Origin of the sequence: Cellulosilyticum sp. WCF-2 (assembly GCF_003990395.1) — a bacterium.
GTDB classification, from domain to species: Bacteria; Bacillota; Clostridia; order Lachnospirales; family Cellulosilyticaceae; genus Cellulosilyticum; species Cellulosilyticum lentocellum.
The window spans coordinates 1,493,108-1,513,993 of the sequence record NZ_CP034675.1; the positions used below are offsets into that span (position 1 = coordinate 1,493,108).

Annotated in this window: 17 protein-coding genes; 16 read left to right on the plus strand and 1 reads right to left on the minus strand. The window is 34.0% G+C overall.

Annotated features, from left to right (window positions below; all coding sequences use genetic code 11):
- Positions 1–37: 37 nt before the first annotated feature.
- From EKH84_RS06505 to EKH84_RS06565, 13 genes are all read left to right on the plus strand, one after another.
- Entirely contained in the window at positions 38–613 is a 576-nt protein-coding gene (locus tag EKH84_RS06505) for a cyclase family protein (RefSeq protein WP_190283508.1), read from the plus strand.
- A 183-nt stretch (positions 614–796) separates the two neighbouring features.
- Positions 797–2,467 (plus strand): phospholipid carrier-dependent glycosyltransferase, encoded by a 1,671-nt coding sequence (locus EKH84_RS06510; RefSeq protein ID WP_190283509.1) that lies wholly within the window; start codon positions 797–799, stop codon positions 2,465–2,467.
- A 176-nt stretch (positions 2,468–2,643) separates the two neighbouring features.
- Positions 2,644–3,240 (plus strand): 5' nucleotidase, NT5C type, encoded by a 597-nt coding sequence (locus EKH84_RS06515; RefSeq protein ID WP_127065661.1) that lies wholly within the window; start codon positions 2,644–2,646, stop codon positions 3,238–3,240.
- A 212-nt stretch (positions 3,241–3,452) separates the two neighbouring features.
- On the plus strand, positions 3,453–3,899 hold the full coding sequence (locus EKH84_RS06520; RefSeq protein WP_243118646.1) for a MarR family winged helix-turn-helix transcriptional regulator: 447 nt from the start codon (positions 3,453–3,455) through the stop codon (positions 3,897–3,899).
- Positions 3,883–6,207, plus strand: coding sequence for an MDR family MFS transporter (locus EKH84_RS06525; protein WP_127065662.1), 2,325 nt, complete (start codon positions 3,883–3,885; stop codon positions 6,205–6,207). The genes EKH84_RS06520 and EKH84_RS06525 overlap by 17 nt, the downstream gene beginning before the upstream one ends.
- Positions 6,208–6,450: 243 nt before the next feature.
- On the plus strand, positions 6,451–7,209 hold the full coding sequence (locus EKH84_RS06530; protein ID WP_127065663.1) for a TatD family hydrolase: 759 nt from the start codon (positions 6,451–6,453) through the stop codon (positions 7,207–7,209).
- Positions 7,210–7,781: 572 nt separating this feature from the next.
- Positions 7,782–8,804, plus strand: coding sequence for a 3D domain-containing protein (locus EKH84_RS06535; protein WP_127065664.1), 1,023 nt, complete (start codon positions 7,782–7,784; stop codon positions 8,802–8,804).
- Positions 8,805–9,001: 197 nt separating this feature from the next.
- Positions 9,002–10,741: an ABC transporter ATP-binding protein gene (locus EKH84_RS06540; RefSeq protein ID WP_127065665.1), complete on the plus strand. Its 1,740-nt coding sequence runs from the start codon at positions 9,002–9,004 to the stop codon at positions 10,739–10,741.
- Between the two features lie 199 nt (positions 10,742–10,940).
- Positions 10,941–11,768, plus strand: coding sequence for a transporter substrate-binding domain-containing protein (locus EKH84_RS06545; RefSeq protein ID WP_127065666.1), 828 nt, complete (start codon positions 10,941–10,943; stop codon positions 11,766–11,768).
- Positions 11,769–11,881: 113 nt separating this feature from the next.
- Positions 11,882–12,652 carry an amino acid ABC transporter permease gene (locus EKH84_RS06550; RefSeq protein ID WP_127065667.1) on the plus strand — a complete coding sequence of 257 codons (771 nt, stop codon included), beginning with the start codon at positions 11,882–11,884 and terminating at the stop codon, positions 12,650–12,652.
- A gap of 19 nt (positions 12,653–12,671) precedes the next feature.
- The gene (locus tag EKH84_RS06555) at positions 12,672–13,409 is read left to right on the plus strand and encodes an amino acid ABC transporter ATP-binding protein (protein ID WP_013655685.1); all 738 of its coding nucleotides are present in this window, start codon (positions 12,672–12,674) and stop codon (positions 13,407–13,409) included.
- Positions 13,410–14,209: 800 nt separating this feature from the next.
- Complete coding sequence (locus EKH84_RS06560; RefSeq protein WP_127065668.1) at positions 14,210–16,246, plus strand: methyl-accepting chemotaxis protein; 2,037 nt, start codon at positions 14,210–14,212, stop codon at positions 16,244–16,246.
- 314 nt (positions 16,247–16,560) lie between these two features.
- Positions 16,561–17,679: a copper amine oxidase N-terminal domain-containing protein gene (locus EKH84_RS06565; RefSeq protein ID WP_127065669.1), complete on the plus strand. Its 1,119-nt coding sequence runs from the start codon at positions 16,561–16,563 to the stop codon at positions 17,677–17,679.
- A 241-nt stretch (positions 17,680–17,920) separates the two neighbouring features.
- Here EKH84_RS06565 and EKH84_RS06570 read toward each other — a convergent pair whose 3' ends face one another.
- Entirely contained in the window at positions 17,921–18,580 is a 660-nt protein-coding gene (locus EKH84_RS06570; RefSeq protein ID WP_127065670.1) for a hypothetical protein, read from the minus strand.
- A 212-nt stretch (positions 18,581–18,792) separates the two neighbouring features.
- Here EKH84_RS06570 and EKH84_RS06575 point away from each other — a divergent pair, with 212 nt between their 5' ends.
- The 3 genes from EKH84_RS06575 (at position 18,793) to EKH84_RS06585 (ending at position 20,725) form a co-directional block, all read left to right on the plus strand.
- Entirely contained in the window at positions 18,793–19,353 is a 561-nt protein-coding gene (locus tag EKH84_RS06575; RefSeq protein ID WP_127065671.1) for a TetR/AcrR family transcriptional regulator, read from the plus strand.
- A gap of 26 nt (positions 19,354–19,379) precedes the next feature.
- Positions 19,380–19,793: a hypothetical protein gene (locus EKH84_RS06580; RefSeq protein WP_127065672.1), complete on the plus strand. Its 414-nt coding sequence runs from the start codon at positions 19,380–19,382 to the stop codon at positions 19,791–19,793.
- Positions 19,794–19,867: 74 nt separating this feature from the next.
- Entirely contained in the window at positions 19,868–20,725 is an 858-nt protein-coding gene (locus EKH84_RS06585) for a S66 family peptidase (RefSeq protein WP_127065673.1), read from the plus strand.
- Positions 20,726–20,886: the final 161 nt, after the last annotated feature.

The window sequence follows — 20,886 nt, forward strand, 5'->3', positions numbered from 1 at the left end:
TAATGATGACAAGGACAATAAAAGAGGGGGACATGATGTGAGGTATATTGATTTAACATTACAGGTAAAGAAAAGTAATCGTGTTTATAAACAAGCGGAAGTTCAGTTAAAGAAACATATTGTAATGGGCCATGTAGGTACTCATTTTGATATATATGGAGAAGTACAATTACCACTAGAATATATGCAAACTAGAGGCGTATTATTTGATGTGAGTCATATTAAAGATAGGGAAATAACCATTGATGATGTAGATCTAGATTATGTGAAACCAGGAGACTTTGTCATGTTTCGCACAGGTTCTATTGAAAGGCATCCTTATGGTAGTGGTTTATATTTTAGTAGCAGCACCCAATTTTCTTGGGAGCTTATTCAAGAATTGGCGATGGAACGTGTTAAATTTGTAGGGATTGATGCACCGGATTTAAGAAAAGGAAAGGATCATGTAGAAGCAGACAAGCTTTTCTTAAAGTATGGCACTTTTGTCATTGAGAATTTAACTAATTTAAGTGCCATTGAACCTCAGTCAGTATGTAAGATGCTCACTATGTGGCATGAAGATCCAGAGGCAACAGGGATTAAATGTAGGGTAGTAGCTGTGCAACCAGAATAAATTTAAACTCTACCTTTAATAAAGTGAGAATATGGGGTATAATTTGCATAATGGAGTATGCTTAATGATTTACTTTAAGGTGAATAAAGAGTGAATAGGAACATTAGGCGCAGGAATATCAGATGATAAGGAGGATTTAGTAGCGCTTAGATAGGAGGCTACTAAAGAGGAAAAATGATTTTTATGCCTAAAAAAGAATATAATTTGACCTTGAAGGATAGCTTTTGGATGCTTTGTATTGTGCTTATATATGGTGTTTTATCCTTTTTTAATTTAGGAAGCATGGAGAATCCACAAAGCTTTTGGGGACCTGAAGAAAATAATGCTCGTATTGTAGTAGATTTAGGAGATCAGGTTCATGTAAGTAAGATAAGACATTATAGTGGTGCCCGCTTTGGTAAATTTAAACTTTATACATCAGAAGATAATATAGGTTATGAATTTCTAAGTGATTTAGAACAAAAACGGGTTTTTGCTTGGGAAGATTTAGAAATAGATGCAGATATACGTTATTTAGCCATTGAAGCAGAAGCACCTTACGGTATTATTGGAGAAATAGCTTTGTATAATGAAGCAGGCCAGGTATTACCGGTGACAGCCCTAGAGGGAGCAGAAGCAGTTGTTGATGAAGCAAAGGTAGTTCCAGGAGAAATTAGTTATTTGAACTCTACGTATTTCGATGAGATTTATCATGGACGTACAGCTTATGAGTTTGTTCATGGTATGGACATTTATGAATGGACCCATCCGCAATTAGGCAAGTTAATCATGAGTATTCCTATTAAATATTTAGGTATGAATCCATTTGCTTATAGATTGATGGGAAATATAGCAGGTTTGTTGATGTTACTTGTTATCTATGTATTTGCTAAAAGACTTTTTGGATCTACTAAATACGCAGCTTTAGCCATGATTCTTTTTGCAGCAGATGGGATGCATTTTGTACAGACGAGGATTGGGACAGTGGATAGCTTCCTTGTATTGTTTATTCTTTTGTCCTATTTATTTATGTACCAATATATTTCGTGTAAGACAGAAGGTTCTTTAGGTAAGAAACTACTCCAATTATTTGGTTCAGGGATATTCCTAGGGATGGCCATGGCTACTAAGTGGAATGGTGCTTATGCAGCTATAGGCCTAGCCGTTATTTTCTTTGTAGATTTATTTATACGTTCAAAGTCGGCTACAAGCTATGGAAATTGGAGGAGCCAAAGTAAGAAAATCGTATTAAGTTGCTTTATTTTCTTTGGTGTAGTTCCGATTACAATTTACGTGGTTTCATTTATTCCTTATTACTTGATTAGCGGGCAAGATAGCTTTGTACAGTTTCTGTGTAATGAACAAGTAAGAATGTACGAGTATCACTCACAACTTAATGCAACACACCCCTTTAGTTCACCATGGTATTTTTGGCCGATTGGTTATAAGCCAGTATGGTATTATGATGGTCAGGTAGCAGAGGGGATGGTGTCTAGTATAGCCCTTTTTAGTAATCCGTTCATTTGGTGGACAGGGATTGTAGCTATGATTTACGCTGTTAAAGAAATGATTCTAGAGAGAAGTAAGCAATATAGCTTTTTAGTAGCTGCTATATTAGCGGTATATGTACCTTATATGCTTGTACCTCGCATTATGTATTTATACCACTACTTCCCAGTAGTACCTCTGATGATTTTAGCTTTAGTAGGACTTATTAAGACTTTAGATGAAGCCAGTAAAAAACCTATTTATCTATGGTATGGTATTATAGCAGTACTTGTGTTTGCATTTTGCTATCCTATTTATTCAGGCTTTTTAATTCCAGAGAAGTATGCTGAGTGGATTAGTTTAGGTGGTATGTGGCATATTTATTAGAAGGAAAGGGCGTTGCATAGTCAATGCCCTTTTAGTGTTAAATGAAGTAAAGCTTTACATATAAGAATATTTTTTATGAGAAGCACTAAAAACTAGGAACTAAAATAAAGATTGTATAATAAAATGATAATAAATTCGCTTATAAAATAAGAGGACAATAATAAGGAGGAGACACCGTGGAAAAGAAAAAAGTGACATTACTAATAGACCAAGATGATGTATTAGCAGAATACATCAAGGGCGTTACAGAGGCCTATAATAAGAAATACAAGACAGACATAAGCCCAGAAGAGTGTAATAATTGGAATCTGCATACAGTGTTTGGTGAAGAAGTAGAAACGGTGATGCATGAACCAGAGCTATTTAGGCACTTAGAGCCAACACCAGACGCATTAGAGGTATTTACAAGATTATATCATAGTGGTTTATTTGAAATGTACATTGTAACAGCAGCACAACCCTGCAGTGTAGAAGCTAAGCACGAATGGATTAAGGAACATCTACCTTTCTTCCCAGAAGAACGTGTCATTGTCTGTAGAAGAAAGTACATGATTAAAGGAGACTATCTTTTAGATGATGGTATGCATAATATAGAAGACTTTGCTAAGGCAGGTGGAACACCTATCGTTTTCGAAAGGTCTCATAACAAGACTGCCCCAGGTAACTATAGACGTGTTACTAATTGGAAAAATTTTGAACGAATGATTATAGAACTATGCTACCCAGAGCTTATGGAGCGTTATTTTGATGAGGAAGCTTTGGAAGTAGTATAAGCCATGAATAAATAATAATGATGATAAAACCTTTAAGGCAAGCAAAGACAGAAGTCTAGCTTGCCTTTTCTTTTGGTTTGTAAATTCTTAACGACAAATTAATATATTCAAAATATATTGACAATTTTTCAGGAGGTGCTAATATAAAAGTTGCCAAGACAACAGTTGTTTTGACAACTATAAAAATGAGTTACCAATGGGAGGTTTTTAAGATGCTCATGAACGATCTGTCTATTATTGTTAGACATTCCAATGCTTTTTTAATAAGAAAGCTTCAAAAGTATGGCGTGGGGTGCGCAGAACATGTGGTATTGACGTTTTTAGCTAAAAACAATGGTGTTAATCAAGAAAGCATTGCTCAGTTTTATAAACTGGATAAAGGAGCTGTAGCAAAAACCTTAGGAAAGCTAGAAGAAAAAGGATATATTATCAGAAAGGTGAATGAAGAAAATCAAAGAGAAAAAATCATTACTTTAAGTGAAAGCGGCAAGGAGATTATCACTGAAATGGAACAGCTTCTAAAAGAATTTAATGCTGCTATTTTTGAAGGAATGAGTGTAGAAGAGATAAAGACGGTTGAAAAATTAGTAGGAACTATTTCAAAGAACGTACTTAATCATTTAAAAGATGGAGATGATGTTAATGACCAATGTCATTAAAAAACCTAATTTGGTTCTAATTACAATTATATATTTGGCAGGCATATTTATGGGAGCTATTGATACTGGAATTGTAACACCAGCTAGGACTATTATTCAAAGTAACCTAGGTGTTGATGGGCAAACAGGAATATGGATGATTACCATTTATACGCTTGCTTATGCAGCCAGTATTCCGATTATGGGAAAGTTTGCGGATAAGTTTGGTAGAAAGTATGTTTATCTATTAAGCGTAACGCTTTTTGGTACGGGTTCACTTTTATGTGGTCTTTCACAAGAGGTAGGTAGCTTTAGTATGCTACTGATTGCTAGAGCAATTCAAGCTATTGGTGGAGGTGGCATTGTACCAGTGGCTACAGCAGAGTTTGGCACCAGTTATCCGCCGGAAAAGCGTGGGATGGCTTTAGGTATGGTAGGAGGCGTTTATGGTATTGCCAATATTTTTGGTGCCTCTGCAGGAAGTGCCATCTTAGATTTGTTTGGGCAAAATAATTGGCAATTTATTTTCTATGTGAATATACCGATTACTTTATTTATTATTTTAGCAGGTATTTTTGTTTTACCTCGTAGTGAAAGAAGAGATACCAAGAAGGTCGATGGCTTAGGGATACTCACCCTTACAGTAATGGTGCTGTCATTACTCTATGGACTTAAAAATATTGATTTCTTCGAGTTTTTAAATAGTATGAAATCAACAGATGTCTATCCATACTTACTTATTTTCATTTTATTATTACCTGTATTTGTGCTCATAGAGAAAAAAGCAGCAGACCCAGTTATGAATTTAAAATACTTTAATAATGAAAATATCGTGGTCACCTTAATTATTTCTTTTATTAGTGGGGTTGTCATGATGGGAATGATTTTCGTACCTCAATTTTCAGAGAATGTACTTAAGATTAAAACAGGTAGTGGTGGCTACTTGGTTATCATTTTAGGACTATTTGCAGGGGTTGCGGCTCCTGTATCCGGAAAGCTTATTGATAAGTTTGGAGCGAAACTTATTTTAGCACTTGGCTTTATTATTTCCATAGTAGGATCAGTATTCCTTGTGTTTGTAACAACTTACTATCCTAATATGTTAACAGTTGTAATAGGCTTGGTATTTACGGGACTTGGTATTGGCTTTACTATGGGAACGCCAATTAACTATATGATGATGGCTAATACAGATGAAGCAGAATCTAATTCTGCACTTGCAACAGTTTCTTTAGTGCGTTCTATAGGAACGGCTATTGCCCCTACAATTATGGTAGGTTTCATTGCAGCCGCTGGAGGGAATATTCAAAGCAATGTGATGAACCTTTTACCACAAGAGCTAACAGTACCAGACTTACCTTATGAGAAGGAAATCACAGATACTTTTAATACACTTAAAGAAAATCCTCAAATGGCAGAAAAGTTAAAAGATATTATTATTCCAGATTTAACAGCTATGCAAACGGTTAAAATTGACTTTAATGGAAGCTCAGATTTTGAGATGCCAGAGGACCTAGAGAATCTAATGAAGGATTCAGATGTGACGACTATCGTAGAAAATAGTAAAACACTTTCTAGCCGTATGTTTGACATGATGACGCCTAATGTGATCGCTTCTATCGAAGCAGGAATAGATCAAGGGATCGCAGGTATTAATGCCGGAATACCTGAATTAGAAAAACAAAAGGAAAAATTAAATGAGGGTTACACAGGTCTTAGTCAAGGCATTATGGGAATGGAAGCAGGTATCAAAGAACAAAAAGCAGTACTTACTCAATTACAAAGTATTTTAGAGATGATGAGTAAACAAGGTGCTAATAATACCCTACCTTCAGGCATGAGCTTAGCGGACCTTCTGCCAGTAGCTGTAAAGAAGCAAATGCCAGTAGCAGTCCTTGAGGAGCTAGAAGAAGTTAAATCATTAGAACAACTCAAAGCTAAAGAAGAAGGATTGACAAAAGCTATAGCAAATCTAGAGACAGAATTAGAAAAAAGTAAGAAGGGTCAAGAAGGAATGAAAGCAGGTCTAAGAGGTATTGAGACTGCCGAGGAGCAGATGAATGATATGGTTACGAAGATGAATAGCTTAAAAGCTGCCATTCCAGATAGCTTTGCTAAAGCAAAAGATAATTATTTAAAAGCCATTGATGATAAAAAGGTGGTTTTAGAAGAAAGCTTTCAAATAACTTTAAATGTTGGTTTCCAAAGGGTTTATTTAACATCAGCTATTGCTGCAGCACTTGCTATTGTATTTTTGGCTTTCTATAGTAATAAAAGAACTGATTATAAAACAGAAGTATTAGAAAAGGAAAATGCATCAGTTCAATAAGAAGAATAACAAAGATACCTGTGTTAGGCATGATAACAACAGGTATCTTTTGTTATTTTGAACAAAAAAGTATGAGTTTCTTCTATATAATAGTGAATGGAAATAAGGAGAGATTAAATAACCATTTAGATGGACAGGATGTATGCTTAAGAAAAAGGCCTACCCTTGTGATTTTGACATAGAACCGTTACAATAACAGCATAAGAGACAAATACTGCTTGAAAATGAGAAGGAGAAAAGAAAATGTATTTTGATTCACATGCACATTATGATGATGAAAGCTTTGATGAAGATCGTTACGAATTACTGGAAGGGATGAAAGCTAAGGGGGTTGATTTTATTGTTAATGCAGCCGCAGATATGGCTTCTTGTTTAACAGGTATCGCTTTAGCTAAAAAATATCCTTTTATATATTGCAGCATTGGAGTACATCCACATGATGTAAAAAGCTTAAAAGAAGAAGATTTAGAAGAAATGAGAAAGCTAGCTAGTTATGAGAAGGTTGTAGCTATTGGTGAAATAGGGTTAGATTATTATTATGATAGTTCACCCAGAGAAGTACAAAGAGAATGGTTTAAAAAGCAACTTCTTTTAGCAAAAGAGCTTGATTTTCCAGTAATTATTCATAGTAGAGAAGCTTCGCAGGAGACTTTTGATTTGATTATGGAAAGCGGAGTAAGAGAAGGTGTTATTCACTGTTTTTCAGGAAGTCATGAACTCGCTAAAGAATATGTTAAAAAAGGTTTTTTCATAGGAATAGGTGGTTCTTTAACTTTTAAAAACGCCAAAAAAACAGTTAAGGTAGTGGAGACTATTGGACTCGAAAATATACTCATTGAAACAGATTCACCTTATCTAACACCAGTACCTCATAGAGGAAAGAGAAATGACTCATCTTACTTAAAATATGTAGTAGAGAAAATTGCAGAAATTAAAGGTGTGACCCCAGAAGAAGTGGCTAGCATAAGCTGTCAAAATGCTAAAACATTATTTAGAATTTAGACGAGAAGGCTTGGGAGAAAAGAGAAAAAAAGAAAATAAAAAAACAGCTTTTGGAAAAAGCTGTTTTTTTATTTTGTATACAAATACTAAACTTATGCTTTATAAAGGGTAAGAAAATGATATGGAATAAAATAGAAAAAAAGTATATTAAAGAGAAAAAATATCTCGCAAATGAGTAAGAATTTTAATGAAATAAAATAAAAAAAGATGGGTGTCATAAAAATAATGAAAAGGACATATAATAGTTATTAATAAAATATTACATAATTGTTAAAAGTGGTTTTTTGAAAAAGAAATTTATAATGCGTAAAACCATTGATAAATCGTGGGTGTAGGTGGAATTTTGGTGTAATTTTCTGATTTTCAAATAAAAACTTGTTACAAAAAGCTTGAAAAACTAAAAAATATATATTACAATCGTATTTGTAGTTGCAATAAACTAAAAATTACATTTATTAACAAATCGTTGTAGTAAAGCCCGATTCACCAGATCAAGTGAGAAAGACCAATTGTTTTGATTAGTAAAGATAAAACTAAACTTTTATCAAGACAATCATTTTAAGGAGGATATCATGAAGAATCGAAGTAGAATCGCTTTATTGATTGTAGCGTTGTTTATGCTATGTGCAGTTAGTATTACAGCCTATCAATCCATGTCAAAGATTATTACTTTAGTCGATGACGGGAAAGTGACTCAATATGAAACAGACGCAAGTAGCGTAAAAGAACTATTAACGCAGTTGAAGGTTACCCTTGGTGACAAAGATACTGTGCAACCTGCATTAGAAACTGAAATTGAAGACAATATGAAAATCACTATAGAAAGATGGAAACCTACAGTAAGCTATACAGAAAATGGAGAAACAGTTGAATTCAAAACTGGACTTACTACAGTAGGGGATATCATTGATGCAAAAGGTTTAATAAATGCTGAGGGCTTAGCAGTTGAACCTAGCTTAGAAACAAAAATTACAGACGGTATGAAAATTACTGTTAAGACAAAAAAAGTTGAAACAGTAAACGAAACAAGACAAATCGGCTTTGAAACAAAAGTTGTTGAAACAGCTGATTTAGCATTTGGTGAAACGAAAGTTAAGCAAGAAGGTAAAAATGGGCTTAAAGAAGTAAGTCTAGAAAGAACTTACTTTGGTGGTGAAGTGGTTGACGAAAAGGTTTTAAATGTCAATGTAACACAAGAACCTACAGAAAAGATTGTACTTAAAGGTGTACAGAATTCTATCAAAGACTCATTTACAGGAAAAAGTTATGCATATACAAAAGTATATGAGATGGAAGCTACAGCGTATACAAATGGTAATGATGGATGGGGTAACCGTACTGCAAGTGGTATGACTACATTCGTAGGCATGGTTGCAGTTGACCCGAAGGTTATTCCACTAGGAACAAAAATCTATGTTGAAGGTTATGGTATTGCCATTGCTGGAGATACAGGTGGAGCTATTAAAGGTAATATTGTTGATTTATTCTTTAACAGTAATAAAGAATGTTACCAATTTGGACGCCAGTATGGTCTTAATGTCTATGTACTAAAAGACCAAGATGTCGATGTAAAAGCAGAGCGTAAAGCTTACTAAATAAAAGAGCAGTTCACTTTAGAAGTGAATTGCTCTTTTATTATTGAATAAGAAAGTTTGCATTCTCAGGATAGGCCTGATAAAAGTAAACAATAAAATAATCATTATTAGAAAAAGATTGGTGAATCTAGGATTTGATACCTCATATCAAATTATGTTACAATCATTGGATACAACTAAAAGTAGGAGATGAAATAATGGACACAATTAAACAGTTTATAAAGTACTATAAACCGTATCGTAAAATGTTTTATTATGATATGGGCTGTGCCCTTACTCTCTCAGGTATAGATTTAACCTTCCCTCTCTTGGTAAGGTTCTTAATGAATGAAGTATACGTCTTAAATGATGGTAGTGAGATTATTAAATTTATCATCATCATAGGAAGTATTCTTCTTGGCATGTATATACTCGCATTTTTCTGCCAATATTATATTACTACCTGGGGACATATTATGGGGGCTAGAATGGAATCAGACATGAGAAAGGAACTTTTCGGTCATTTAGAAAAGCTTTCATTCTCTTATTATGATGAAGTCAATACAGGTAAATTAATGTCTTGTATTACCAATGACCTCTTTGACATATCAGAGCTTGCTCACCATGGACCAGAGGATATTTTTATATCTTGCATAAAGATTGTAGGGACCTTTGCTATTTTAAGTATGATTAATATTAAGATGACGCTTATCCTTATTTTCTTTACAGCTATTATGCTGGCTTTCTCCCTCTATTATAATCGTAAAATGAAAGCAGTTTTCGCAAAGAATAGACAAAAGATTGCAGAGGTCAATGCCATTACACAAGATGCTTTAGGTGGTATTCGTGTGGTTAAATCTTTTGCCAATGAAGCAATAGAGATGGAAAAGTTTGAAGCAGGCAATGAAGCTTTCGTTGAGACTAAGAGTGAAAGCTACCTTATTATGGGTAAATATTTTAGTGGTAATGGCTTCTTTAAAAACATTTTATATTTAGCTACTGTACTAATAGGAGGATTATTTATTACAAGAGGCGAAATGAATTTAGCCGATTTAACGGTTTATATTCTTTATATTAATACCTACTTAAATCCAGTAGAGAAGCTAATTAACTTCACCGAACAGTTCCAAAAAGGTATGACAGGGTTTGAACGTTTCTTAAGCGTTATACGTACTAATCCAGAAATTGATGATGAACCAGATGCACAACCAATAGGAGAAGTAAAAGGAGATATTACCTTTGAAAATGTTTCTTTTAGTTATGCAGATGAAGAAAAGAATGTGTTAAGTAATATGAACATTCATATTCCAACTGGTAAAACAGTTGCATTGGTAGGCCCTTCAGGTGGAGGTAAAACCACATTTTGCTCACTGATTCCTCGTTTTTATGAAGTCAGTGAAGGAAAGGTCCTAGTAGATGGTAAAGACATTAAACATATTACACAAAGTTCTTTAAGGGATGCCATAGGTATTGTGCAGCAAGATGTGTATTTATTTGGTGGCAGCATTAAACAAAATATTGCTTATGGAGATCCTAATGCTAGTGATGAGGAAATAACCCAGGCGGCAAAAAAAGCTAATATTCATGATTTTATTATGAGCCTTCCAGAAGGATATGATACTTTCGTAGGTGAACGAGGTGTAAGGTTATCAGGTGGACAAAAGCAACGTATTGCCATTGCTAGGGTATTTCTTAAAAATCCGCCGATACTTATCTTAGATGAAGCAACTTCGGCTTTAGATAATGAAAGTGAACGTTATATACAAAGGTCGTTAGATGAGTTATCTAAAGGAAGAACAACCTTAGTCATTGCCCACCGCTTAAGTACTATTAGGAATGCCGATGAGATTCTCGTTTTAACGAAAGCAGGTATTGCAGAAAAAGGTGCACATGAAGCTTTAATGAGTGAAAATGGTATATATGCTCAGCTTTATAATATGCAGTTTGAAACAGCGTAATAAAATATAGAACAATCATGTTGTTAATTTAATAACATAATTTAAAAATAATAATAATTGTATTTTATGCGGAAAAGTGATAAAATGACTACAAATTGAGTAAGGAATCTTTAGGCAGTTTACAATGAGGTAAAGTCCTTAGTTGTGGAGTGCCTTTTTTACTCTCAAAAATTGTAAAAAAAGAAAGAAGTGTGAAAATATGAGGAGAAAATTAGCAGCATTAATATCAGCAGTAGTTATGGGAACTACTTTACTTACAGGTTGTGGTTCGGGAACTAAAGCAGGAGAAGAAAGTAGTACTTTTAGAGTAGGACTTGAATGTGGTTATGCACCTTTTAACTGGACGCAAATGGATGATAGTAATGGTGGTGTAAAAATTGATGGCAGTGCTGAATATGCAGGTGGGTATGATGTGGAAATCGCAAAGAAAATTGCAGAGGGATTAGGAAAAGAATTAGTTATCGTCAAAACAGAATGGGATGGTCTTGTACCAGCACTTACTTCTGGGAAAATAGATGCCATTATTGCAGGTATGTCACCAACAGCTGAACGTAAAGAAACCATTGATTTCTCTGATAACTATTACAAATCTGATTTAGTTATGGTTATTAAAAAAGGCAGTGCATATGAAAATGCTACATCTATTCAAGATTTTAGTGGTGCTAAGGTTACAGCTCAATTAAATACTTTCCACTATACTGTTATTGATCAAATAAATGGTGTAGAGAAACAATCAGCTATGGATAACTTCCCAGCAATGCGTGTAGCCCTTGAATCAGGTATGATTGATGGTTATGTTTCAGAACGACCAGAAGGTGTAAGTGCGACTAATGCAAATCCAAACTTTGCTATGGTTGAATTTACAGAGGGCTTTGAGACTTCAGATGATGATACAGCTATTGCAGTAGGTATTGCAAAAAATAGTGATTTGACAGCTAAGGTGAATGAAATCTTAAAGGGTATTTCAGAAGAAGAACGTATGACGATTATGGATACAGCTATTGTGAATCAACCAGCTGCTAACTAAGTAGATTTAATTAAATGAAGAGTAATAAAAACGAGACTAATGGTAGCATGCCCTTAGTTTTTGTTTGATAGGATACATAAATAGATGCAGTTAAGAAAAACAGGAGGAAACAAATGAGCTTTGAGTGGATTGTAAAAATTATTTCAACCAACGGCCCTATGTTCTTAAGAGGTGCAGGTTTAACACTGCTGATTTCTATGGTAGGTACTATTTTAGGCTCTATAATAGGATTGTTAATTGGTGTGGTACGTACAGTGCCTATGCCAGAGAGAGGGATTAAACGTATTTTATTAAAGGTAATCAATGCGATTTTGTCAGCTTACATAGCTTTTTTCCGTGGTACACCAATGATTGTTCAAGCAATGGTTATTTACTACGGTTCAGCTTTGGCTTTTGGCATGGATATGAATGTTCTGAGGGCAGCTATTTTTATTGTTTCTATTAATACTGGTGCTTATATGGCAGAAATTGTGCGTGGTGGCATTATTTCTGTTGATAAAGGACAATTTGAAGCAGCACAGGCTATTGGTATGAATCACTTACAAACAATGAGACATGTTGTATTACCACAGGTTATTCGTAATATCCTTCCAGCTACAGGTAATGAATTTGTTATTAACATTAAGGATACTTCAGTGCTTAATGTTATTAGTGTTAATGAATTGTTCTTCCAAACTAAGTCTGTAGCAGGAAATAACTTTAGATATTTTGAGTCTTTCTTTGTGGCGTGTATTTTATACTTCATTATGACTTATACAGTAACTAAAATTCTTCGTTATGTTGAAAAGAAACTGGATGGTCCTGAGAATTATAATATGATAGGTAATCAAATGCAGGTACAAACACCTGAAGAAGCTTTAAAGCATAATAAAGAGATGATATAGGGTAAAGGAGGAGATACATATGGAAAAAGTAATAGAAATTAAACATTTGAATAAATCCTTCGGCGCTCACGAAGTATTAAAGGACATTGATTTCTCTGTTAATAAAGGAGAAGTAGTATGTATTATTGGGTCTTCGGGTTCAGGTAAATCTACTTTACTACGTTGTGTTAACTTACTTGAAAAGCCAAGTGGTGGCGAAATTATTTATAATGGAGAGAACATCTTAGATGATAAGCATGATGTTTACGCCTATCGTACGAAATTAGGTATGGTATTTCAGCAGTTTAATTTATTTAATAATCATGATGTGCTTAGTAACTGTACTGTAGGACAAATGAAGGTGTTAAAACGTAGCAAAGAAGAAGCAGAAAAGATTGCAATGAAGTATTTAAAAATAGTAGGTATGGATCAATATATTCATGCTAAGCCAAAACAGCTTTCTGGTGGACAAAAGCAACGTGTAGCTATTGCTAGGGCACTTTCTATGGAGCCAGATGTGATGCTTTTTGACGAACCAACCTCAGCGCTTGACCCAGAAATGGTTGGAGAAGTACTAAAGGTTATGAAGGAATTAGCAGATAGCGGCTTAACTATGTTAGTAGTTACCCATGAAATGGGCTTTGCCAAAGAAGTATCGGATAGAGTTGTTTTCATGGATAAAGGCGTTATAGCTGAAGAAGGCAGACCAGAAGATATCTTTAATGCACCAAAGGAACAAAGAACCAAAGAATTCCTAAAGAGAGTCCTTGAAGCTTAATAAAATCAAGTAGAATAATGCTAAAAATAAAATGTGCTTTTACACTAAGTAAAAGCACATTTTATTTTTAGACTAACAGCAAAGAAACTTGGAAATGAGAATTTTTATAAAGGAAGGTATTTTGAAGAATAAGACCTCAAAAGAGGTCGTATTTTTATGTAATAAAATAAGAGTATATGTTGGTTACAATAGAATTTACTTTCTGTAAGTTAATTCTTATCTTATAGGATAATCAGTATGACGAACAAAGAAAGAAAAACATAATGATAAAAGGCAGAGAATATGAGACATATTAAGTTATCAAAAATGATAGGTAACCAGGATATTAGATGCTATTCTAGAGGCCACAGATAAGGAGAAGAAAGCAAAGTATTTTGTTTATATGTTTGATATGCCTCTAACTGCTCAAGATAATATTGGTTTAGTTTGGGAGAGGGATACGGCACTACCATTTAAGTATCTTGATAGTGTAGAAGATAAGGATAAGACAATTACTTATATGATAGGAAAATCGAATACCATCTTGAGTAAGAACTAACCGAGGTTAAAATACAATACACTTAAAATTATTTGAAATAAATGAATTAAATTAATTTTTTAAAATTAATTCAATTCATTATGATGAATTAAAGCTATGCCGATATACAGGTGACTTGCTGAAAAACTAGACAGTTAGAAGTACTTAAAGGGAGAAAGTATCAGTAAGGCATACTGCTAAAAAACATAAAAAATTGGGGCAAAAATTTCTCACTGTCTAGTAAAGAGTTACTATAATGATTACTAAATAAGGAGAAGTTAAGATGGCAAGAAAACTTAAGCAGACAAGTGTAGTAAGTAAATTAACTAAGAGATTATGGTACATAGCAGTACTTAGTTTTAGTGTAGCACTTGTTGCTATGTATCTAGTAGGGGTTACACGTATAGAAAATCTTACAATCAAGAGCACTATTAAGATGGTAGAAGATAATGCTAGGTTATTAGAAGGAAGATTAGATAAATACTTGATGTTAGTGGATACTATTTCAGTAGATGAACGCTTATGTGATCCAGAGATTGGATTTGATGAAAAAGAAAATGTACTTAGAGGTTATGTAGATTTATATGGAGAGAAATATGGAGTCAAATCTATTGGATATATTGATTTGGGGGGACAATTAACTTCAACCGATGGATTTGAGAATAATATATCTGATAAAGATTATTTTAAGGATTTAATGCAAGATAAGAAGTATATAAGCAGTCCGAGTTATAATATAAAAACTGGACAACAAATTATATTTATGGGAGCATCGCTCAAACAAGGTACGCAGGTCGTAGGAGCTATTACATGTACCTTTGATGGTAAATTCCTCTCGGATATGATTCAGGATTTAGAATATCTACAGGAAGGTAAATCTTATGTGCTTAATAAACAAGGCATAGTAATTGCCTCTAATAATTCATCAGAGGTAGCCGAGAGATACAATGTTATCAAGGAATTAGAACAAGACCCTACACTTACTCACTTAGAAGATATTGCTAAGGTCCATCAAAAAATGATTGAAGGTGGAGAGGGGGCTGAAGTGATTAATGATGGTATGGATAAATATATCGTCTATCATAATGTACCTCATTCCCAGGGGTGGAGCCTTGCTTTTGAGGTGAAAAGAAAAGATATCATTAGTGAGGTCATTGAAATAGCAACAGTTAATACTTTATCATGTAGTATAGCAATGATCTTATTATGTATAGGGATGGTTATAACTGCAAAGCCATTAGGAAAAAGACTGAATTATCTTAAAGGCGAAATTGATAAAATGGCTCAAGGTGATTTCACTATTAAACTTAATACAGAGGATGAAAAGACTAGGGATGAAATAACTCTTATGGCAGAGGCACTACAAAAGAGTATAGATGCCACAAGAAAGACACTAACTGCAGTTGAACATAATGCAACCGTATTAATGGGACAAGCGAAAGGCTTAGAAGGAGTATCACATGAAATCTATGAGGGTGCTAATAATATTGCAGCCTCTATGACAAATACCGCCACAGAAAATACAAATCAATCTATAGAAATCACAAATATGAATCAGCAGATGGATGAATTTGTTGCTAACTTAGATGAGATGGAAAACAACATCGAAGAGGTTATATATGTTACTTTAGAAGCAGAAAACGAGATTAAAGGGAGTCAGGAGCAAGTAAGAGACTTAGTTACTTCAGTAGATACCTTCAATCAATCCTTTAACCAGTTTGGAAATATGATTGAAAACATGAACAAGAAAATTTTTTCTATTAATGGGATTACTGCAGCCATTACACAAATTTCAGAACAGACGAATTTATTAGCCCTTAATGCAGCTATTGAGGCAGCTAGAGCTGGGGAAGCAGGAAGAGGCTTTAGCGTGGTAGCAGAAGAGATTAGAAAATTAGCTGAACAAAGTCAAGAGTCAGTGCGTGAAATTAGTAGGATTATTGAGGCAGTTTTAAATGAAGGGGAACATTTAACAAATTCTAGTGATGAAATCAATGTGAAGATGCAAGTGCAAAAAGAAAATATTGATAGAGCGGTAGTGACTTTTGAACATATGGCAGACGCAATGAAAAGTATCCTACCCAAAACAGAGGCTATGGCAGCTGTTTCAGTTGCTAATAAACGTCAAAAGGATAGCATTAAAGCAAGTATAGAAAAAGTGGCCCATGCCTCTCAAGAATTAGCGGCAGCCTCACAGGAAGTAGCTGCTACAGCAGAAGAATTTAATCAATCTAGTGAAAGTATTCGAGATGTTGCCAAAGCCGTTAATCAATTGACTGTGGAATTAACAGAACAAATGGAACAGTTTAAAGTAAAATAATACAGTATGAGTGATATATAATACAAATAGATAAGTACTAGATAACTAGAAGATAGAGGTTATCTAGTGCTTTTTTATATTCTATTAATTTGATATGATTTTAAATAGAAGCATTGGATAGTTTTTCACTGGTATAAAGCATAACATTAAGACGATGTTTTTGATTTTTATTAAAAATAATAACCAAGTATAAGTTGGGGAAAATACAGAATATTACAAATGAATTAAGTTTCAGTTAATCATATGGTGTTGCTATAGAAGGATGAGTATAATGAAAACATAAAAAACGTCTATATAAAAGAAAAGGTGGAGCTATGAAGGGGATTAATAAAAAAGGAATAGTAAAAAGTTTTAGCGGGATAGTAGCAAGTCTACTATTATTAGGTACACCACAGATGAATGAGCTTATGGCAGCAAGCAAGATAAGTGTTAGCTATAATAATCAGGAGTTAATGCTAAGTAATGAACCGAAGGTGATTAATCAAAGCGTCATGCTCCCACTACGAGACCTATCAGAGCAATTAGGGTATAAGGTGAACTGGGAGCAAGCAACAGGTAAGATTGAGATTGTAGATGGAGTTTATAAGGTTGTATTGCAGGTGGGGAGTAAAGTAGCAGAGGTTAATGGCAAAGTAGTAACCATAGATGTAGCGCCTCAAACGATCAATGGTGTGACTTATATACCACTTCGCTTTGTGAGTGAGGCTCTGGAAATGGGTGTTCAGTGGAGTAAAGAAAACAAGGTGGCATTAGAAGGAAAATATACAGTTGATGAGGCGAACAAAAAGTTAATGGTAAGGACTGCCAGTGGGAAAAAGGTAGTGGGAGATATTAATACTTATGATGAGGACGTAGTAGATGGGAAGAATGTAACTTTAAGAAGAACTAACGCAGGGAGTGAAATGGTTTGTGTGACCTATGCTATTCAGGGCGCACTCACTCAGATAGCTCGTACGACTTTTTATATGAAAGATGGTAAGGTAATTGACAAGCTAGTAGAAAAGCCAAGTATTCAAGCTGAAGCTGGCATACTCTACAAAAATAATGAAGTTGCTATTAGTACAGGAACTGAATTTAAAATATATGATGATTTAACAGGGACTTTAGTTAAAACTTATAACCTAAAAGAAAAATTAGGTGGAGAAGGTTTTGTTCCAATTAGCTATAGTAATAACTATATAGTAGGTAGATATCAAAATACCATTCATGTTATTGATTTAGTAAATGGTAAGATTACTAGGATATTGGATTTTATTCCTGAAGGAACAGAAAAAGAAAAAGAAGCCAAATATTATGTCTATACGTTTGATATGCCATTAACGTCTCAAGATAATATTAATTTGGTGTGGGAGACTGAAGAAGCACTCGTGTTTAAATATCATGATGCCGTAGAAGATAAAGATAAGACTATTACTTACCTTATTGGAAAGTAATTAGTATAGTTGAAAAAGGTAAGGCAGATGAGTTTGTTAATTTGTTAAAAGAAGAAGGAATGAGAAGCTTTAAAGAAGGGGATTGAAACATAGATAGTTAAAAAAGGGCTACTGAGAAACAACTTTTAATACAAGAGATAGATGCTGGTAAATCCGAAGATTTATAGCACTTGTATTTATTAGAAGTTTCTTGGTAGTCCTTTTTGTGTATTAAGAATCGTCATTTTTTATTGGGTTCAATTTAACTACGCTGCATATCTTTGTAACCGATAACAACTGTCCATACATAGGCACAAGTTTTTGGAATCATCAGCATACCCACCATAGGGATAGCATCTGCCAATAATACGACTGGAATATAAAAGCCAAAGCTAAGAACAATCGTGAGCCACATCCATTTGAAGGAAGTATCATGATTTTCTTTAGTGCTCTTATAAAATAACACAATAATAAGTAAGCCGAGTAGTGCGAATGGTATGTTTCTGTAAATTCCCCATGAGATAGATGATACATCATTTAGCCACTGGTTTTGAGGAAATAGACAAAGGACAATACGTAAAGCGGATAATACATATACTACAGCGGTGACGCCCTTTTGTCCTTTGACATGATATCGTAGTCTCCACACATAATATAAAATGATATAAAAGATTGTCATGGTAATGGAGGTAATAAACTTCCCTATACCTAGTGCGGTGGTGAAATTTTCGAGGCCAGTTGTACATAAGGCTAGGGCACGAGGGATAAGGTGGAAGGAATCACCTACGCCTAAAACGATTGCCATAATCCCGAAAAGCTTATACTGGTTATTTCCTTTGCTTTTTAGAATCATTAAGATACCTATTGTTATGACTGATATCAAGTAGACGGTGTCAAATATGGTTTCAACTATAGCTTGCATCATTTTTCATCCTTTCTTTGTGGATTAATCTATGTTTCAAATGTGAACAATGTTCATTTTATGGATTTATTATTGGTTTGTCAATAATTGTTTTTTATTTTAAAAGTTGATTTAGCTACATAAATCTCGATTTTATTTGATTTTAAAAGGAAATTTGACAAAGAAATTATTTTGAATTAAAATGAACATAGTTCAAACGAGGAGGAGATAACTTGAATATAGTTATAACATCTGCAGAATTATTATTGAATGCAAGCAAAAAGATTGCTGCTGAAAAGGGAATTAAGGCTATTAATATAAGAAACGTGGCAGAAGAGGCAAATGTTTCCGTAGGTTCTGTTTATAATTACTTTAAAAATAAAGAGGCTTTAATAAGCGAAACCATTGCTGCTATATGGTGTGATATATTTCATAATGCTGAGGGATATAAAGAACTAGATTCTTTCCATGACTGTCTTATATGGCTAATAAGTATGATTGATAAGTGTTGTAGTGAGTATCCAGACATACTGACTGCACATCCACATAGTATTCATCAGAAAGAAGAGCTAGAAAAAGGCCGTATGATGATGGAGAAATATCTTACACATATTCATTACCATTTAAAAAAAGTTCTTGAAAATGATAAAAAGATTAAAGAAGGGATTTTTGATGATTCCTTCACTAGAGATGAATTCATTAACTTTACCTTTTCAAATATTGTTCTCAGTGCAAAAGGTAACCAAAAAAATTATTCTACTCTGATAAAACTAATTGATAAATTACTATATTGATAAGTATCCTTTAAGGGGGGATTAAGATGGTTAAAAAATTTAATTTATTATTTCTAGCAGGGCTAGTATGGAGCATTGCAGGATATAATGTACTACATATTGGATGTCAGGCTTATGTAGGCCATATTTCTGCTTTTTTAATTGCATTATCTATTTTAGTTTTTGCATTTTTTCAATTCATAGTTTTTGGGCCTCTTGTTAAAAAGCATACTAAGAGAATTACATCTTATGAAATGGAAAAGCAGTGGTTTTGGCATTTTTTTGATAAGAAGTCTTTTATAATCATGGCAGTGATGATGTCTGGTGGCATTATAATTCGTATGGAGCATTTATGGGCAGATTGGTTGATTGCATTTTTCTATGTGGGACTTGGATTTGCTTTATTGTTGGCTGGCCTTACCTTTTTTGAGAAATTTATAAAGTTTAAGCTTGCAAAATAAACAGAGTGCGGAAAACTATAGTATACTTAATTTGAAAAGATAAAAGAATAACAAGATATAAGGAGGTGGAGATCGTGCCATTATTAAAAACAGGTGATACAGTAGCGTTAGTAGGTTGTTCTAATGGACTTAGCACAGGGATGCAAGAGACAATAGCAGCTCTCAAAGAAGTGTTAGAAGGCTGGGGGCTAGAAGTATTAAGTAGCCCATATATTTATGCCCAAAAGGATGTTTTTGCGGCAAGTGGAAAAGATAGAGCAGCGGCATTAATGAACTTTTATCAAAACGAAAGTGTAAAAGCTATCTTTGACATTTCAGGAGGGGATATTGCCAATCAGGTATTACCTTTCTTAGATTTTGAGAGGATAAAAAAGGCCAATAAGCCATACTTTGGTTATAGTGATTTAACGACGGTCATTGATAGTATTTATGCTAAAACGGGAATAAGCTCTTATTTATACCAAGTCAGATTCCTTATAGGAGATGATGCAAAGGTTCAGCAAGAAGCCTTTTATAAAAGCTTATTTGAAGAACAAGAGGATTTATTTCAATTTGATTATCACTTTATAAAAGGTGAAAAATTAGAGGGTATCATCATAGGTGGTAATATTAGATGCTTACTCAAATTAGCAGGTACGCCTTATTTCCCTGATTTTAAGGATAAGGTCCTCTTCTTAGAAGGTATGAGCGGTAAGCCAGCTCAAATGGCTACCTTTTTGAATCAATATAAGCAAATGGGTGTATTAGATGAAGTCAAAGGGATTTTACTAGGCAGTTTCTTAGAAATGGAAGAAAAAGCTTTAAGCCCAACCATAGAAGAACTGTTACTAGAATTAATAGGGGATAGAGATATCCCTATTGCTAAAACAATGCAAATAGGACATGGCAAAGACAGTAAATGCCTTCGTATAGGTGAAAGGATTTCTTTGTAAAGGACTTATAGTTTTGTTGTTAACCTCCTCTTATTAATTAAGAGGAGGTGTTTTTTTTATCTACAAATAGAGTGTTTTATGTCCATAGTGCACTTATAACTAAGAACTATGAGTATTGGGATTAGTACAATAGTGATGAAATTGACAAGTTTTATTGTAAG

Coding starts and splice junctions, on each gene's coding strand:
- EKH84_RS06535 (WP_127065664.1), top strand. CDS start 7,782: ATGAAGAATCGAAGTAGAATCGCTTTATTGATTGTAGCGTTGTTTATG.
- EKH84_RS06520 (WP_243118646.1), top strand. CDS start 3,453: ATGCTCATGAACGATCTGTCTATTATTGTTAGACATTCCAATGCTTTT.
- EKH84_RS06510 (WP_190283509.1), top strand. CDS start 797: ATGCCTAAAAAAGAATATAATTTGACCTTGAAGGATAGCTTTTGGATG.
- EKH84_RS06530 (WP_127065663.1), top strand. CDS start 6,451: ATGTATTTTGATTCACATGCACATTATGATGATGAAAGCTTTGATGAA.
- EKH84_RS06545 (WP_127065666.1), top strand. CDS start 10,941: ATGAGGAGAAAATTAGCAGCATTAATATCAGCAGTAGTTATGGGAACT.
- EKH84_RS06580 (WP_127065672.1), top strand. CDS start 19,380: ATGGTTAAAAAATTTAATTTATTATTTCTAGCAGGGCTAGTATGGAGC.
- EKH84_RS06560 (WP_127065668.1), top strand. CDS start 14,210: ATGGCAAGAAAACTTAAGCAGACAAGTGTAGTAAGTAAATTAACTAAG.
- EKH84_RS06525 (WP_127065662.1), top strand. CDS start 3,883: ATGACCAATGTCATTAAAAAACCTAATTTGGTTCTAATTACAATTATA.
- EKH84_RS06565 (WP_127065669.1), top strand. CDS start 16,561: ATGAAGGGGATTAATAAAAAAGGAATAGTAAAAAGTTTTAGCGGGATA.
- EKH84_RS06550 (WP_127065667.1), top strand. CDS start 11,882: ATGAGCTTTGAGTGGATTGTAAAAATTATTTCAACCAACGGCCCTATG.
- EKH84_RS06540 (WP_127065665.1), top strand. CDS start 9,002: ATGGACACAATTAAACAGTTTATAAAGTACTATAAACCGTATCGTAAA.
- EKH84_RS06555 (WP_013655685.1), top strand. CDS start 12,672: ATGGAAAAAGTAATAGAAATTAAACATTTGAATAAATCCTTCGGCGCT.
- EKH84_RS06570 (WP_127065670.1), bottom strand. CDS start 18,580: ATGCAAGCTATAGTTGAAACCATATTTGACACCGTCTACTTGATATCA.